This is a genomic window from Vibrio sp. Vb0304, from assembly GCF_033338995.1.
Lineage (GTDB): Bacteria > Pseudomonadota > Gammaproteobacteria > Enterobacterales > Vibrionaceae > Vibrio > Vibrio alginolyticus.
Window position 1 is genome coordinate 225,138 of the sequence record NZ_JAWOTT010000001.1, and the last position, 15,567, is coordinate 240,704.

The 15,567-nt window shown below is 46.2% G+C and carries 15 protein-coding genes; 7 read left to right on the forward strand and 8 right to left on the reverse strand.

Annotation, left to right across the window (positions count from 1 at the left end; translation table 11 throughout):
• Positions 1-6 precede the first annotated feature (6 nt).
• The 6 genes from R7P35_RS00920 to R7P35_RS00945 all read right to left on the reverse strand — a co-directional run bounded on the left by R7P35_RS00920 (position 7) and on the right by R7P35_RS00945 (position 7,577).
• Entirely contained in the window at positions 7-210 is a 204-nt protein-coding gene (locus R7P35_RS00920) for a DUF1656 domain-containing protein (RefSeq protein ID WP_005374946.1), read from the reverse strand.
• On the reverse strand, positions 210-1,856 hold the full coding sequence (locus R7P35_RS00925) for a TolC family protein (protein WP_053350009.1): 1,647 nt from the start codon (positions 1,854-1,856) through the stop codon (positions 210-212). Before R7P35_RS00925 ends, R7P35_RS00920 begins: the two co-directional genes overlap by 1 nt.
• Before the next feature lie 10 nt (positions 1,857-1,866).
• A complete protein-coding gene (locus tag R7P35_RS00930) occupies positions 1,867-4,044 on the reverse strand; it encodes an FUSC family protein (protein WP_318091570.1) in 2,178 nt (725 codons plus the stop codon).
• 388 nt (positions 4,045-4,432) lie between these two features.
• Entirely contained in the window at positions 4,433-5,302 is an 870-nt protein-coding gene (locus R7P35_RS00935; RefSeq protein WP_053303887.1) for a DMT family transporter, read from the reverse strand.
• 141 nt (positions 5,303-5,443) lie between these two features.
• A complete protein-coding gene (gene yidZ / locus R7P35_RS00940; protein ID WP_053303886.1) occupies positions 5,444-6,412 on the reverse strand; it encodes an HTH-type transcriptional regulator YidZ in 969 nt (322 codons plus the stop codon).
• Positions 6,387-7,577, reverse strand: coding sequence for an MFS transporter (locus R7P35_RS00945; protein WP_213904641.1), 1,191 nt, complete (start codon positions 7,575-7,577; stop codon positions 6,387-6,389). The genes yidZ and R7P35_RS00945 overlap by 26 nt, the downstream gene beginning before the upstream one ends.
• A 132-nt stretch (positions 7,578-7,709) precedes the next feature.
• On the opposite strand from R7P35_RS00945, the gene R7P35_RS00950 reads away from it, so the two are divergent.
• Both R7P35_RS00950 and R7P35_RS00955 read left to right on the forward strand, forming a co-directional pair.
• Positions 7,710-8,180 (forward strand): GNAT family N-acetyltransferase, encoded by a 471-nt coding sequence (locus R7P35_RS00950; protein WP_065275497.1) that lies wholly within the window; start codon positions 7,710-7,712, stop codon positions 8,178-8,180.
• Between the two features lie 24 nt (positions 8,181-8,204).
• Positions 8,205-8,663 (forward strand): GNAT family N-acetyltransferase, encoded by a 459-nt coding sequence (locus R7P35_RS00955; RefSeq protein ID WP_005386911.1) that lies wholly within the window; start codon positions 8,205-8,207, stop codon positions 8,661-8,663.
• Positions 8,664-8,697: 34 nt separating this feature from the next.
• Here the strand turns inward: R7P35_RS00955 and R7P35_RS00960 are convergent, their stop codons facing one another.
• A complete protein-coding gene (locus R7P35_RS00960; protein ID WP_005374970.1) occupies positions 8,698-9,210 on the reverse strand; it encodes a DUF2799 domain-containing protein in 513 nt (170 codons plus the stop codon).
• Between the two features lie 259 nt (positions 9,211-9,469).
• Between R7P35_RS00960 and R7P35_RS00965 the strand changes: the two genes are divergently transcribed.
• The 4 genes from R7P35_RS00965 to R7P35_RS00980 all read left to right on the forward strand — a co-directional run bounded on the left by R7P35_RS00965 (position 9,470) and on the right by R7P35_RS00980 (position 13,453).
• Positions 9,470-10,180, forward strand: a complete 711-nt coding sequence (locus R7P35_RS00965) for a response regulator (protein ID WP_025768607.1) — start codon at positions 9,470-9,472, stop codon at positions 10,178-10,180.
• Positions 10,180-11,622 carry a two-component system sensor histidine kinase CreC gene (creC, locus tag R7P35_RS00970; RefSeq protein ID WP_025768606.1) on the forward strand — a complete coding sequence of 481 codons (1,443 nt, stop codon included), beginning with the start codon at positions 10,180-10,182 and terminating at the stop codon, positions 11,620-11,622. The genes R7P35_RS00965 and creC overlap by 1 nt, the downstream gene beginning before the upstream one ends.
• A 75-nt stretch (positions 11,623-11,697) precedes the next feature.
• The gene (creD, locus tag R7P35_RS00975) at positions 11,698-13,038 is read left to right on the forward strand and encodes a cell envelope integrity protein CreD (RefSeq protein WP_213904640.1); all 1,341 of its coding nucleotides are present in this window, start codon (positions 11,698-11,700) and stop codon (positions 13,036-13,038) included.
• On the forward strand, positions 13,025-13,453 hold the full coding sequence (locus R7P35_RS00980) for a DUF2809 domain-containing protein (RefSeq protein WP_186585089.1): 429 nt from the start codon (positions 13,025-13,027) through the stop codon (positions 13,451-13,453). Before creD ends, R7P35_RS00980 begins: the two co-directional genes overlap by 14 nt.
• A 240-nt stretch (positions 13,454-13,693) precedes the next feature.
• Here R7P35_RS00980 and R7P35_RS00985 read toward each other — a convergent pair whose 3' ends face one another.
• Positions 13,694-14,368: a fructose-6-phosphate aldolase gene (locus tag R7P35_RS00985; RefSeq protein WP_053304029.1), complete on the reverse strand. Its 675-nt coding sequence runs from the start codon at positions 14,366-14,368 to the stop codon at positions 13,694-13,696.
• Between the two features lie 256 nt (positions 14,369-14,624).
• Here R7P35_RS00985 and R7P35_RS00990 point away from each other — a divergent pair, with 256 nt between their 5' ends.
• The gene (locus R7P35_RS00990; RefSeq protein ID WP_053307942.1) at positions 14,625-15,566 is read left to right on the forward strand and encodes a glycyl-radical enzyme activating protein; all 942 of its coding nucleotides are present in this window, start codon (positions 14,625-14,627) and stop codon (positions 15,564-15,566) included.
• Position 15,567: the final 1 nt, after the last annotated feature.

Below are 15,567 nucleotides of genomic sequence, written 5' to 3' on the forward strand. Positions count from 1 at the left end.
TGGCACCTAAAATTGAATATAAAAGCTGTCGATGGCCACCACATAACCGACCATGATGGCAATAAACGTCAGAGACGGAAAAGCGATGAAGCGAGACAAACGTGTCTTGTTCAATATCATCACCGTTATCCACGTGGCCGTGACGGCGAGAAAGAGCACGAGTAGCGTAGGAGAAAAGTAAACGTCTCCCCAAGAGAGTTCATGAGGCATTACCGATCCTCCGTTTTGTTTTCATCACTGGTCTCAGCCGGAGTTTCGAGTCGCAAAGGCGGCAATACGCGGTTTTCTTCATTTAAATAACTTCCCCAGTCAGTGCGCTCTGTCATCTGCGTGGCAATCGATTCACTGATGAAAGGTTTGCCTGTTTGGGTTTGCCAGCCTCCACCGAGGGCTTTGTAGAGCGCGACAACTTGGTTCGCAACATTACCTTTGATCGTTGCGTAGCTGTCTTCTGCGCGGGTCATTTTTTCTACCGAGTTAAGCAGACGTTCGAATGAAATTTGTCCGTTTTCGTACTGTGTCATGGATATGTTGAACGCACGAATGGAAGAGTTGACCGATTGCAAGCGTAAATCTTTTTGCTGCAAATACAGGTCATACGCTTCGATTGCATTGGTGACTTCATTAACGGCTTGCAGTACCTTTTTGTTGTAGTTCGTCAGCGTTTCTTGGAAGCGAGCATCTTCGAAACGAATGTTATTTTTCACGCGTCCGTATTGGAAAATGTTCCAACTGAACGTTGGGCCAACCACCATGGTGAGCGAATCGCTAAAACTGAAACTGCTGCCATCGGGAACCGTACTGTCGATACCGATGGAACCGAACAGCGAAAAGCTTGGATACAGAGCGGTTGCCGCCACGCCAATTTGCGCACTCTGCGCGCGAGCTTGCATCTCAGAGACTTGCAAATCCGGACGTCGCATCACTAAGTTTGCGTCCACTTGGGTATCCAACAGAGGTGGACGCGGCACAATGGAGCGCTCGTCGGTGCCTGATAGCGCCGATTTTCTGCCCGTCGATTTGAACTGGGCTTCGTACTCAGCGATTTGCTTGTGCATCCCATCCGACTGTAGCAGTCGATCTACTTCTTCTGGTAACAGACCCAGTAGCAAAGCCAACACAGTACGTGACTGCTTCATTGCCACTTCGAGGCTCGGTAACGCTGCTTTGGTGGTGTAGAGTTGGTTTTTAGCTTGTTGAACGTCCAATTCTGTAACGTTGCCAGAGTCGAACTGCACCTGAGTAATACGTACGACACGCTCTTGAATCTCGATATTGCGGCGAGACAGCAAAATACGTTCTTGGAATGTGCGATAGTTGATGTAATTGCGCGCCACTTCGGCGGTTATAGTGACCATGATGTCGTGATACGATGCGATGGATGCGTAGTAACCCGCTTCTGCCGACTCAATACCGCGAGCATACTTGCCCCAAACATCCATTTCCCAAGCAGCATCAAACGACAAAGTGGCGTTATTCACGCCCTGATCATTTACGTAGGCACGCGCTAGGTTTCCTGACACGGTTTGAACTTGTGGGTATTGCAAGCCCGTCGAAATACCAAGCAATGAACGTGCTTGTACAATTCGTAGCCCTGCGGCTTCTAAATCGAGGTTTTGTTTGCTCGCCAACTCAACCAGCTGATTAAGAGTCGAGTCATTAAATTGCTGCCACCATTGTTGTAGCTGTTGCTCTGATTGCTGCGTATCTTTGGCTGCTGCTTTTTGCACCGACCAGTCACTTGGCAGTGGCGCCTGCTTTGGATGAACATAATCTGGTCCTACCGTGGTACACGCACTGAGTCCGAGCAAAGAAAGTATGGCGAGGCTTGGTTTGGTTAGTTTTGGAAGCATCATATCCCCACCTTTAAAAACGCTTCTGTTGTAAGTTCACCCAATCGATATCCTCGTAGGTTTGCTTGCAATGCTTGATTGCTTCGAACACGTTCCGTTTTAAATTCAGCAAGATATAAAAACCGGCTATCTCTGAATAAGCGTAGTCAGATAAATCCAACTCACTAAAAAAATCTTCCAGTTTATCTTCGAATGTTTGGTAATCCTGACTGTATTGGTCGAATACGGAGTCGAGTTCTTGTGTTGCTTGATGGCTGGCTAAAGCGCCTGCCATCAAAGGAATGATGGAATCGCGGTGTTGTTGACGAAGCTGAGTAATCAGCGGATTGGCCATCAACTTTTTCTCGGCGGCCATTAAGATGTTGATGTGATTACTGAGTACATCACACGCTTTGCTAAACGCGCCAATCGCTTCTGGCGTGGTTTTATCAAAGTGTTTGTGGTTGATTTTCGAACCCCAGACTTTGAGCTTTTTCGATGAGACATTGAGCGTCACCAAGTGTAAGGCCCGTTTGAGCGGCGTAATAACCGAGCTAGACTGCTGTTGATAGGTAGTGAACAGCTCTCGGGTATGTCGGAAGTAGCGTTCTTTTATGGTCAAAAAGAGGTGTTCTGGTCGTGAGCTAAACGGGAAGTAGTGCGCGAAAATAATCATGAACACCACCATGTAGAACAACAGCATGATCGTCATGAGGATCCCGAAGTGATAAAACATGTTGTTGTCTAAACCGAGAACAAACAAGCCAATCATATAGAAAATCGTCACTGGCCCGTTAAACAGATAAAAACCGATAAAGGTGTAGATAAAGATAAACAGGCCAAGCTCTAACCCGAGATCCAATTGCGGAAGAATGAAGACGTAAGAAGGCACCGCGAACAAGAAGCCGAAAGTGAAAAGCACTAGCAACAAAATCGGGTGCACAGGCACGAACGACAGCAAAGACATAAACATGGTCGAGAAGACCACGAACGAGTAGCCGCCTGGTGGATTGAAATAAATCCAAATCAGTCCTGCAACCCAATAAGTGACAAAGGTTTTGACCGCAGTTTTAAAGTTTTCTGCGTCCCACCATAGAAACTTGCCTTTCGGTTTCGGCAGCGGCACGTCAAAGGAGACATTGTTCGTCACAGAGTCAATACAGCTAATGCTCTCCGCTAAACGCGACAAATTTTGATGCATCAGTTCCAACAGGTGACCAAGCGTAAGCGCAGAGCCTTTCTCTAGGTGCGCTGCGTCTTCTAGCAACGCTTGGTTGTATTTGACTTTGAATTCCTGAGCACGATAAGCGGGTTCTTTTTCGTCCCAGACTTGTTGGCAGGTATCAAATAGCGCGTCAATTTCCGCCACGGCTTGATCAAAGTTGCTGATGCTTTCACGGTCTTGCTGGTGGCTAAAGTGGCTGTGCGCCGCGACGGTCAATTGTTGCGTTACCTGCTTGTTCAAATGAACTGCCAAGCGCCACTCTTTCATGTAGGCCGACACGTCACTGCATTCCACACTGACCGTGGAAAAACGCTGTTCGAGCGCATTTTGAGCGGCAAACATCTGTTCGATGAGAGTGTCCACGCTAGGAGGTTGTGGCTCTTCCGCTTCTGGATTTTCTTCTCCGCCTTCTTGAGGAGAGATTTGCCCTGCCGATTTTTGCTCGAAATTTTGCAAGATAGCGGTGAACAACGCGCGTTGTGCTTGGTTGAGTTGTTCGATGAGCTGTCTTAGGTTTTGTTCTGTTTTGGTCGGGAATAAGAAAGTTCCCACGAGTGTGTAAACCACCACCCCAAACACCGTCATATAGGCGCGGTCAACGCCATAAAGGAACGCACCTTCTGCGTCACCGCCATTGGACATCATCAACGTCATCACACCGGTCAGCATGAGTAGCGTAGGATCTTTTTGATAGGCATTACGGAAGTAAAAAATGAATGAGACCACAACCGACACGCTCAGCATGTACAGCAAGCGGTCTTGAGCAAACAACCCCACCAGTAACAAGCCAACCACGGCACCAACCAATGTACCTAACACGCGTAAGGTACCTTTGGCGAGTGATTCACGACGACTGCCTGTCGATGCAATCAGCATTACAGTAGTTGCGGCCGTCGATGCTTGCGGCCAACCCATGGCAAACGGGATCAGATAAGCCAGAGTCAGGCTAAGCGATACTTTAATAGCGAATTTTATTTTGTCGTTCATAGTGTCAAAGTTTGCTCAGGCTTATCGTTATAAGTTGATGAATTTCTTATATGAATAATCAGAATCTTGTTCTGAATAAATTCGGGGGGCGGAATATAGCGGGTGAAAAAGTGTGCTTTGTAAACCCTTTGTCAAAACAAAAAGTGCGTATTTGGCTTGATCTCGTGCTAGCCCTTGGCGTTATTGGTGAAACGCCTAAAACGAGCAAATTCGCGATCTGTGATGATTCTCACTTATGAAACAAAATCGTTGCATTGTGTGAGCCAATGCTCACCTTATATTCTTCGCCTGGTACCAAAGCAGACCACTTATACCATCTGCAATGAGCTTTACTGCTTTAAAAAGCATAGATGATGAATGGGTACTTGAGAGGGAAAGTTATTACTTTTTATCGGCTTGCCGATTGTTCGTTTGTTTTTTTGGATCGAGATAAAAAAACCAAAGCGATCCCACCAAGAATGATGCCGCTGGTTAAAAGAGTATGCAGTGAAAGAGGCTCGTGGAGTACGATGCTGCCGAGTAGCAAAGCAATGGCTGGCACGGAAAGTTGGCTGACGGCGGCTTGAAGTAAAGAGAGCTTACGCATGACTTGATACCAAAGCGTATACCCAAGGCCAGATGCAATGGCACCAGATGCGATAGCGAGCAACACTCCGCTCAAAGAAAGGTGGATTGAGGACAAGATTAATGGCGAAAGGAGCACGCCAATTATTGATGCAGCGATGAATCCCCACGTGATGCCACTACTTGGAGAAGGCGCTTGTTTACCGAGCGCAGTAAACGCAGCCCAACAAACGCCAGAAATCAACATGAGAAGTGCAGAGCTAATATCGGGGCGAGTGGCAGATGGCAACATCAACCAAACAAATCCAACAATTGAAAGGCCGATACCGATGATTTCGAGAAACTGAAAGCGCTCACCTTGCAACCAATAGATCGCCAGTAATGTAAGTTGCACGGCACCAAACAAAAGCAAAGCACCAGTTCCTGTCGCCAGTTGTAAGTACGCGAAAGAGAAAAGGGCAGCGTAACCAAATAACGCCACGCCAGCAAAAAAGCGAAAGCGAGAAGTTGGCCGATCGGTTTTCCACTGACCTCTCACGACAAGCATTGCGATTAAGGTAATCGCGCCAGATATCAATCGAACGAGCGTGAAGCTTCCTGCATCAATTAACCCTTCTGCCAAGGCAAGTCGGCACAATAATGAATTGGCAGCGAACGCCAGCATTGCAATAGCAGTGAGTAAGAAGGTCGACATCCTTGATCCTTAGCGTGTAAATGAACAGCTAGTGTAGATCCAAAAGAACATTTTTATTAGTTGATAAAGTGATTAGTTATAGCTATCAGAGCAAGAAAGTCATTAAAAATAACCAGAGAAAACCTGACCTTAGCCTGAGTCTTACTGTGGTTGGAAAGGTTGTTTGTACAATGACTCAATGGTGTTTTTCAACCATAGCAATTTGGGATTGTACGCATTGCGTTTATGCCAAATCATGGTAAATGGAATCAGTAATTTGTCTTGTTGAGCTTGGTCTAATGGAATTGGCAAGCACACCAAATCGAGATGCAGCTTTTCTGTGTAACTTTTGCAATAGTGCGGCGCGGTGGTGATCATATCATGCGTCGGCTGCGCTGCCATAAAAAGGGATTGCTCAAAGTTGGACATCGTCAGCCCGATAGAGCGCTGTAGCCCTAGTTCCGCTAATACTTCATCCAACGCCCAAGTTTCACTTTTTTCCCAAACAATATTGATGTGTTGGTAGCTCAGAAAGGTCTCGAGATTCCACTCTTGCTGTAATGCCGGATGATCTTTATGTAAATACACCATCGGCAGGTCATAAAATAGAATCTCAAAATCCAAGAAATAAGGCAGAAGATCCAACGACTCTTTCGATCTAGGGTGGCTTTCTCGGCCGGTAAAACCGATATCCGCCTCGCCCCGAATGATGGCGTCGAGTGAATCGTAATCCCAGTTACTGGTTTTTACTTTCGCTTCAGGGTATCGCTGGTGGATAGCGACGATGACTCTGTCCAGCATTGTGAGCACTAATGGCGACTCAATCGTGATATCAAAACGCACTCCTTTAGGCGTAATATCGCTGCGTTTTTCTGCAATCTGGCAGCCAATTTGCAGCCATTCTGCAAGATCTTGCTCCATGCTTTGCGCCAAGGGCGTTGGCGCAAGACCTTTAGGTGTTTTGACAAACAAAGGATCATCGAACCAATGACGAAGTTTGTTGAGCGACTTACTTACGGTAGAGGGCGTAACGTTCAGCTTTTTCGAGGCTTTCGAGACGCTTTGCTCTTGCAACAATAATTGCAGAGTGAACAGTAAGTTTAAATCAAGTCGCGCTAGGGATTTCTTCATAATGGGTATCGTGAACAGGCTTTGGAATCAATAGTATTAGAGCAAGGCTGATTACGCTACCTAGCACTAAGATAAACACCAACATATTCAGTGCAGTAACGCCGATGAAACCCATAAACCAAATATAGAACGCGGAACTACAAACTTGAGCAATGCCCAGTAACGAGCTTGCCACGCCAGCTTGTTGAGAGAATGGGCTGAGCGCTTGGCTCATGGCCACGCCAAAGCCACAAGCGAAGCCTGCGCAAATCAGCCCAAGTCCGAAAACATAGTAAAAAGGTTGTCCATCATGGAAATGGGCTGCACTGAGCACGATGGCTGAACAAACGAGCAATCCTTGAGAGCTCATCATTAAGGTTCGCTGCTTGAAAATCCCCAATGCCAATGGCGCCGAGAACGAAATCAACATACTGATCGTCGCAGTCCCCGCCATGATGGAAGAATAGCCACCGCGATCAAAACCAAGCATACTCATCACAACAATTGGTGAAGCGTTAACAAAGGTCAGGATGGTGGTCACTCCAAGTGCAGTAATGATCAGCCTACTGATAAAAAATCGCTCGAAGAAAGTCTCTTGATGGCTCTCTGGCGCTGTCTGTTCTTCACCTTGTTGGCTGGGTAGTGATTCCTTGAGAACAAAAATGGCCAATACACTGACGAGAATGCCCATTCCTGCCATTGTGGTAAACAAACTCGGCCAAGGAAATTTCAGCATAATCAAGTGACCAATCACGGGTGCGATCACTGGAATGATACAGGTGATGCCATTGAGCATCGACAATACTTTCGCGCGGCGTTCATCGTCTAACGTGTCGCGTAAAATCGCGAATGCGACGACATAGCAAGATCCAGCCCCGATGCCTTGGCAAAAGCGAGCAATCAAGAAAGTGTTTGGTTGCTCAGCCATCCCGCCGAGAAAAGACGCGAGCACGAAGATCATCGCGCCGACGACGGCAACAGGCTTTCGTCCCACAGAGTCTGCAATTTTCCCCGCGAATAACATGGTGGTAGCCATGCCAGCTAAATAGATCGAAAACGCAATATGCAACTGAGATTCACTAGCGTTGAGATCTGACGCAATTTGAGGCAAACCAACAAGATACAAATCAATGGCAGTAGGGTAGAGTAAAACGAGTGCAAAACTACAAAGTAAAAAACGGGACATGGAAACCTCTCTATCGAATGGCGAGGATAATAGAGTGCTAAACGTTTGCCTGCGAGTGGGAAATACGACACTAGGTATTTCTATTTACGACATACCCTGTATGAATTGAGCATAAAAACAACAAGGAAGATTATGATTACTATTGAAAAGTATTCGCCTGAGCGACATGAACAAACTTGCGAACTTAGCGTGCTAGAAGAGCAATCGCAGTTTACGGTCGCGGATGTGGGTGAAATGCTTACGCGTCTTGAACCTACAGAACTTCCGCATCTGATTTTGACAGACGATGATGTGGTTGGCTTTTTTCTATTTGATGCAGCTTACAGTGAGAAATACGATTTTTGCCCGGAAAACAGTTTAGGCGTGCGGGCTTTGCTGGTGGATCTCCGTCATCAAGGCAAAGGCATCGCCAAGCAAGCCATTCAACAGTTTGCCGATTTCGCCAAACGCCATTATCCCGAGTTTGATGCGCTTTATCTCACTGTGAATTGCCGCAACATACCTGCTTATCAGTGCTATTTAAAATCAGGGTTTGAAGATACCAATGAGCTTTACCACGGCGGCCCAGTTGGACCGCAGCACATTATGAGACAGCCGCTTTAGCTATGAAAAACCAAGGATGGATATATGAGAATTGAAATCGACAATTTAGAACGGCCGCAAGTGATAGCGCTGTTGGAAGGACATTTACAGGACATGTACGCCACGTCACCACCAGAAAGCGTGCATGCGTTAGATTTAGATAAGCTCAAAGCGCCAGAAGTGACATTTTGGACAGGATGGAAAGGTGAGCAACTGCTTGGGTGTGCGGCGATTAAAGAGTTGGATGACCAACACGCGGAGCTGAAATCCATGCGCACCACGCCTACGGCAAGAAACCAAGGTGTGGCATCTCAATTATTGATTCATGTGATTGAGCAAGCGAAGCAAAAAGGTTTGCAGCGCTTGAGTTTAGAAACGGGCTCGATGGAGTTTTTTAAACCAGCGCGCCTGTTGTATGAAAAGCATGGCTTTGTGTACTGCGAGCCGTTCGGGGATTACGAACTCGATCCGAACAGTCAATTCATGACCCTAGAACTGAGCTAGGGCCATGAATTTTTAGAAGCTAAATCCAATCGATTTAGAAATTCAGATTCAAGTTGATGGTTGGCGACAAGAGGCTTGAACGCTCGTCAGCCAATCGCTTTCTCTTCTCTTTCAGTCTCTTGGCATTATCTTTGTCTGGATTGCCATCAAGCTGATTATCGATGACCGAGATTTCAGTATCGATTTGTTGGATGCGTTGCTGGCGTTGATATTCTTGATGACCTAACTGGTAGTTCTCAATAAACTCTTTGCTGCTGCATACACCGTAATATTCTTTGCCTTCGATACCGACAGTGTACCCATTGTCTGGTGAGCAATATTGGATAGTGCCTTTATCAAAGCCTTCTTTCCATTTCGCTCGGTCGGGTGTCACACCCGCTTCACCACAGTCTTCGGTATAGCTATTGATAATGTTTGGATCGTTGCCATCTCGGCCATCTTGATAACCTACGTTGTACCAGTTTGCCGTTTTGCACTCATCCGGAGACATGCTGGCGCAACCTGAGAGCAAAGTCAGTAAAGCCAGGGGGATTAGCGCTCTTTTCATCAGTGACTGTCCTTTAAATAAAATCGAATTGATAACTTGAGTTTAAAATGAACACTGTTCATATCAATGGTTGAAATCATTGTATTCACAATTGTGGTGACTCATTAATCTAAGTGATAAATTTATTATGCTGAATAGAAGTGTGTTTGATTAGTATTATCCATGAACTGCGCCTTTGCTGCATCAATCCACTAGCCTTGGCCCCAAATTAAGTGATAATACCAACATAAAGATAAACACCGTCAATGAGGCTAAGACATTGAGCGAACAACCCACCGTCCTTATTATCGAGGATGAATCTGCTATCGCAGAGAACCTGATTCATGTATTAGAGATGGATGGCTACCACGCAGAGTGGTTTGCAACAGCAGGAGAGGGCTTAGCTTTTTTGCAGCACAACTCCGCCGCGTTACTTGTCTTAGACGTAGGCTTACCGGATGGCAATGGTTTTGAATTATGCAAAACCATCCGTGAGTTTTCTGATATTCCCATTATCTTTCTCACAGCAAGAAGCGATGAAATTGACCGCGTCGTGGGCTTGGAGATTGGCGCGGATGATTACGTGACTAAGCCATTTAGCCCGCGCGAAATGCTGGCGCGCATTAAACTTCGAATCAAAGCTAAAGCGCCAATGATAGAGCACAAACCAGAGCCTGTAGCTGTTCCAGAACAGCCTCAATTGAACCAAGGTTTGGTTGCGCAAAACTTCGATTATGGTGTTGGCGGGCAAATGCTTGGGTTAACGGCGGTCGAATTTAAGATTCTCGATAAACTGATTTCCGTCTCTTCCAATGTATTGAGCCGAGAGCAGCTCATGGTCGCGGCAGACATGGCGCCAGAGGCTGCATACGAGCGCAATATCGATACCCACATCAAAGCCATTCGCCATAAGTTGAAGCCGTTTGAGATGTCTGAACGCATCTGTACCAAGCGTGGCTTTGGTTACTTTTACTGCATTAAAGGTGAATGATGAACCGCTGGCCGAAGATCCCTCTTGGACTCAGACTGTTTTTTCTCTACTTCATCTTAGTCGGAATGACGGCTTACATGGTGAGCAAAACGGTTGTCCAAGAACTTAAGCCAACCGTGCGTCAAACCACCGAAGAGACGCTGGTGGATATGGCGAACTTGCTTGCGGTATTGGCGGAAGAAGACGTTGCAAACGGAAAGTTGTCTGAGAGTCGCTTCTCCAAACTATTAACGGCTTATGGGCAGCGAGAACCTCAAGCGCGCATTTGGGAAATCGGTAAAAAAGCGATTAACCATCGAATTTACATCACCGATAAACAAGGGATTGTGATTGCGGATTCTTGGCAGCAAGACGTAGGCAAAGACTACTCGCAATGGAACGATGTTTATCTCACGTTGCGTGGTCAATACGGCGCGCGCAGTACCATCGAAGACCCGAAAGATCCGCTTTCAACCGTCATGCACGTTGCTGCGCCCATCTACCACAAAGGCGAAATCATTGGCAGCGTGACGGTGGCAAAATCCAATCGCTCAGTACAACCCTTCATCGATCTTTCTAAACGCAATGTGCTGTTTTGGATGGTATGGATGAGTGGTTTAGTGCTATTGGCAGGGGCATTGTTTGCTTGGCGAATTCACTCGGCATTGAACAAGCTAGAAGACTACGCGACCAAAATGGGTGAGGGCAAAAAGGTCTCTAAGCCGACATTTCGTATCTTTTATGAGTACGGCACGCTAAGTGATGCATTAGAGAAAATGCGCAATCAGCTCGATGGTAAGCAGTATGTGGAAGAGTACGTACAGACGCTGACTCATGAGCTGAAAAGCCCGTTATCAGCGATTAAAGGCGCGAGTGAAATATTGCAAATGCCGTTGCCTGAAGAAAAGGTCACGCGCTTTGCTGGCAACATTGAGCGAGAAAGCGACCGCATGCAGTCATTGATTGATAAGTTGCTCGAACTGGCTCGTCTTGAAAAGCGCCCCGAGTTAGAACAAGTCGAAGCTATCTCGCTAGAACAAATGGTCAATGAAGTGGTTGAGTCGGCGGATGCGCGTTTGAGTGCTAAGTCGGTCACTGCCAAAATCCAAATTGATGACCATCTCTCCGTACTTGGTGATGCCTTCTTACTGAAACAAGCCGTTTTTAACCTGATGGACAATGCGCTGGATTTTGTTCATTCAGAGGGATGCATTGAATGGAAAACTGAGGTCACGAAAGAAAAGGTGTGCCTGTCGATTTTCAATTCAGGTCCTCACATTCCCGACTATGCATTGCCTCGTTTAACCGAGCGCTTCTACTCCCTCGCTCGGGAAAATGGTGTTAAGAGCACTGGGCTCGGGCTGAATTTTGTTGAGCAAGTGATCAAGCTGCACAAAGGTCAGTTGCAAGTCGAAAACGTCGATGCTGGCGTGAAAGTGACCCTGATTTTACCAACTCCATAGAAACTCCACATTAGCTCCATTCGTTCTCCAAATTGCTGATTTAGATTACTTCCATCAGCAAATGGAGAATGAAACATGAAAAAGATCCTCAATAACCAACTCGGCACGAAGTTCGCCTTCGTGCTGTTTTTGTTTGTCTTACTGCAAATCCCGCTTTCAATGGTCACAGGACTGATCTCAGAACGCTCATATCGCCAAGATGAAGTCAGAAACGACATCGCACGCAGCAGCAGCGGCGAACAGCGCATCATTGGTCCATTCATCATGGTTAACTACACCGAAACCAGTTACCGAGATGACAAAGTACAGATTAAAGAGCGTCGTAAATTTCTTTTACCTAGCACTTTTGATATGAGCGCGAATCTGGACAGTTTTGAAAAGTACCGAGGCATTTACCGCGCGCGTTTATACAAAGCACAAGTGGCACTGAAAGGCGCTTTTGATGCAGACGATCTCGCGGCGTTGCAGGGGCTTGATATTGAAAACATGAGCCTAGTGGTTGGCATTGAAGACAGCCGTGGATTGATTCGTTTGGATGACATGACCATGGCGAGTGCTGACATCGAAGTCGCACCGGGAACGGGGTTAAATCAGTTGCCACAAGGCTTCCACAGCGATCTGACACTTGCAGACGTAAACGCAGAACAACCTTTGGCATTCGATCTTAACTTCTTGCTGCAAGGGATGGGTCAGCTTCAAGTCACACCAATCGGCAGTCAAACAACGGTTGAACTCTCTTCAACTTGGGCACATCCAAGCTTTATTGGTGATTACTTACCGGTGTCGTCAGAGGTATCTGAAGATGGATTTAACGCGCAATGGGCGAGCAACAACTTCTCAACCAATATCGCGCAGCTGTTCCAAAGCTGTTTGTCATCGAATCACGCTTGTCACGAGCTTGAACAGCGACAAATGGGCGTAGATTTGATTGACCCTGTTGATCACTATTTGAAGTCTCACCGAGCTGTGAACTATTCACTGTTGGTTATCACATTAGTGTTTGCGAGTTTTTTCTTACTGGAGCTGTTCCAAGCGCGTCCGGTTCACCCAGTGCAATACGGCTTTATTGGTCTGGCTTTAGCACTTTTCTATCTGTTGCTGATTTCGATGAGTGAACACCTCGGCTTTAACTGGGCATATGTGGTGTCGGCAGTTGCATCGACCTGGCTTTTAAGTGTGTACGTGAGCGGTATGTTGAGCAACACCAAACACGGCGCGATATTTGGAGCGTGTTTGCTCACTCTCTACGGATTACTGTTTGGCTTGCTACAAGCAGAGAGTTACGCATTGGTCATGGGGACATTACTGTGTTTTGCGATTTTGAGCTTCACTATGGTCATTACACGCAACATCGACTGGTACGCACGAAATAAGAAAGCAGAAGAAAGTGCAAAGGCGAATCGTGAAGATGTTTAAACGAGTCACTCTTGCTGGTCAGCCAAGCGATATGGTGGAAGAGACGTCCGCTATCTACCTGCGATTTTCTGCAAAAAATGGACTGAAAAGCTTGGTGTGTTTTATCGCATTGGTCGTTATTGCACTCTATGTTCGAGACAACTTTATTCGCCCGACATTTGGTGATGTTCTCGTTGTGGTTTGGCTCTACTACTTTCTTGCAAGTATGTTCTCTATGCCTGTTAACTGGCTGGTTTCATTGGTGGTGTTGATTGCGTTTGCTGTTGAGTTAGGGCAATTGTTACAGGTCGCAGCTTGGCTTGGTATCGAATCTTCATCGCCTCTGGCAGTGATTTTGGGCGCTACATTTGATTGGAAAGATCTGCTGGCTTACTGCATCGGAGGTCTACTGTGTTGGTGGATAGAAAAGAAATGAAAACCGAGATGAAAGCTATTGCGCTACCAGACCGACTCCGCTATTCCAAACGAGGTATTCGTAAGAGGTTCAAAATTAGTTTACTCAAGCGCCTGTACCTTTGGTCACTGACCAATAGAGAACTGCTGTAAACCTCACCTCTTTATATGAAATACAAAAGGGAACCTTAAACTCACCGGCGCACAGGGTGAGTTAAGATTCCCTTTATTATTCATTGAAAGGTCTAGCTGCTACTTTTAATTAGCTTTCAAATGAAAGTTTCTCGCCGAACGTCTCTTTCCAGTCTTTATCGAACTGTTCAACCGCCGGTTTTACTGCTGGATGTGCGAACATTTGTGCCGCCACATCAGTTGGCAATGTAATGGCTTCGATGCCCAGTTTCATCACCTCCATCGCTTGTTGAGTATTCTTGAAACTGGCTGCCAAAATCTTCGCTGGTAGTTGGTTTTGATCGAGCAACAATTGAAGATCCGCGACCACTTCAACACCGTTGCCGTTCATCGTATCAATGCGGTTTACGTAAGGTGCTAGGTAGTCTGCACCGCACAGTGCTGCAAGGAAACCTTGTTGAGCTGAATAGATAGCGGTAGCAAGAACCTGAATTCCCTCTTTTTTCATTAGCTTAATTGCAGCTAAGCCTGTTTCTGTTGCTGGCACTTTTACCACCATGTCGTAAGGCAATTCATTCAATTGGCGTGCTTCTGCCACCATGCCTTCGACGGTTGAACTCACTACTTGAGCGTGAAAGCGAGGTGTCCCGCCAAGTGCTTCTTGCATGCCTGCTAGGGTTTCATTCAGTCCCTGTTTTGACTTCGCCAAAATGCTTGGGTTTGTCGTCACGCCTTTTAGCGGTAGGCATTGGTTAAAGCGTTTTACTTCTGCCACATCAGCAGTATCTAAATAAAGTTCGATCATGGTTTCTACCTTAAACAAAATCTTCGTTTTGATGATGGGATCACTATAGATCTGACAATCGAACGAGATCTTGATTTTGATCAATTGAAATTTCATTTGAAACTATAATAATTTCATTAAATGAAAGTTAAGTGAAACTTGTAAACGCTCAAATGAAGCTTTCAGTTAGAAAACAGAAAAGCTGTTCATAAGACTCAACGAGCAAAAGAAACGAATTAAGTAAATAGCGGTAGCACAGACCAAGAGGCAAGCAGAGATGTATTTCAATATTCAACGATTCTCTACCCATGATGGTGATGGCATTCGTTCCATTCTTTTTCTTAAAGGATGCAGCTTGTCTTGTCCTTGGTGTCAAAACCCAGAAAGCCGCAGCGAAAAGTATTCACTGTTGTTTGATCAGCGAAGCTGCATGGAAGATTGCCAGCTGTGCGTTTCTGCTTATCAAGCCACAACTCTAAACACTGCGGGTAGTGAAACGATGGGTGATGGTATTCAACGCATCGACAACCAGATCATCATCAATCGCAAAACCATCAAAGAAGACCAACTGATCGCGCTGCGAAACGTCTGTCCTACGCAAGCACTGACCGTCTGCGGTGAAGAGGCGAAATCAGACATGCTGTTCGACACCTTAATGAAAGACAAACCTTTCTATGACCAAAGCCAAGGTGGCGTGACCTTCTCCGGTGGTGAGCCACTCATGCAAGCGGATTTAGTGGCAGAACTCGCGCAGCGTCTGCATGACAACCAAGTCTCTACCGCCATTGAATCGTGTATGCATGTGCCGTGGAAGAACGTCGAAAAAGCCGCGCCGCATATTGATTGTTGGTTGGCGGATTTAAAACACACCGATGAAGAAAAGTTTCTTAGCTGGGCGAAAGGTTCACTAAAACGCATCAAAGACAATTTCCGAAAACTGGCACCTATCGCGAAACGCATTGTGATTCGCGTTCCCGTTGTGCCGGGGTTCAATGACACCATCGAAGAGTTGAAAGACATCATCGATTTTGCGGCTTCACTAGAAAGCTGCCAAGAACTTCACTTGCTGCCGTACCACACGCTCGGCATCAATAAATACCGTTTACTCGATATGCCTTACGAGTGTTCTGACAAGCCATTAAACAAACCAGAACTGCTAGAAAGCGCCATGCAATACGCAAGCGAAAACACCCAACTTAACGTGATTGTAAGAGGTTAAC

What these genes read in the sequence shown, in the direction of transcription:
- R7P35_RS00920 (WP_005374946.1), bottom strand. Translation starts at nt 210, where the DNA reads ATGCCTCATGAACTCTCTTGGGGAGACGTTTACTTTTCTCCTACGCTA.
- R7P35_RS00925 (WP_053350009.1), bottom strand. Translation starts at nt 1,856, where the DNA reads ATGATGCTTCCAAAACTAACCAAACCAAGCCTCGCCATACTTTCTTTG.
- R7P35_RS00930 (WP_318091570.1), bottom strand. Translation starts at nt 4,044, where the DNA reads ATGAACGACAAAATAAAATTCGCTATTAAAGTATCGCTTAGCCTGACT.
- R7P35_RS00935 (WP_053303887.1), bottom strand. Translation starts at nt 5,302, where the DNA reads ATGTCGACCTTCTTACTCACTGCTATTGCAATGCTGGCGTTCGCTGCC.
- yidZ (WP_053303886.1), bottom strand. Translation starts at nt 6,412, where the DNA reads ATGAAGAAATCCCTAGCGCGACTTGATTTAAACTTACTGTTCACTCTG.
- R7P35_RS00945 (WP_213904641.1), bottom strand. Translation starts at nt 7,577, where the DNA reads ATGTCCCGTTTTTTACTTTGTAGTTTTGCACTCGTTTTACTCTACCCT.
- R7P35_RS00950 (WP_065275497.1), top strand. Translation starts at nt 7,710, where the DNA reads ATGATTACTATTGAAAAGTATTCGCCTGAGCGACATGAACAAACTTGC.
- R7P35_RS00955 (WP_005386911.1), top strand. Translation starts at nt 8,205, where the DNA reads ATGAGAATTGAAATCGACAATTTAGAACGGCCGCAAGTGATAGCGCTG.
- R7P35_RS00960 (WP_005374970.1), bottom strand. Translation starts at nt 9,210, where the DNA reads ATGAAAAGAGCGCTAATCCCCCTGGCTTTACTGACTTTGCTCTCAGGT.
- creC (WP_025768606.1), top strand. Translation starts at nt 10,180, where the DNA reads ATGAACCGCTGGCCGAAGATCCCTCTTGGACTCAGACTGTTTTTTCTC.
- creD (WP_213904640.1), top strand. Translation starts at nt 11,698, where the DNA reads ATGAAAAAGATCCTCAATAACCAACTCGGCACGAAGTTCGCCTTCGTG.
- R7P35_RS00985 (WP_053304029.1), bottom strand. Translation starts at nt 14,368, where the DNA reads ATGATCGAACTTTATTTAGATACTGCTGATGTGGCAGAAGTAAAACGC.
- R7P35_RS00990 (WP_053307942.1), top strand. Translation starts at nt 14,625, where the DNA reads ATGTATTTCAATATTCAACGATTCTCTACCCATGATGGTGATGGCATT.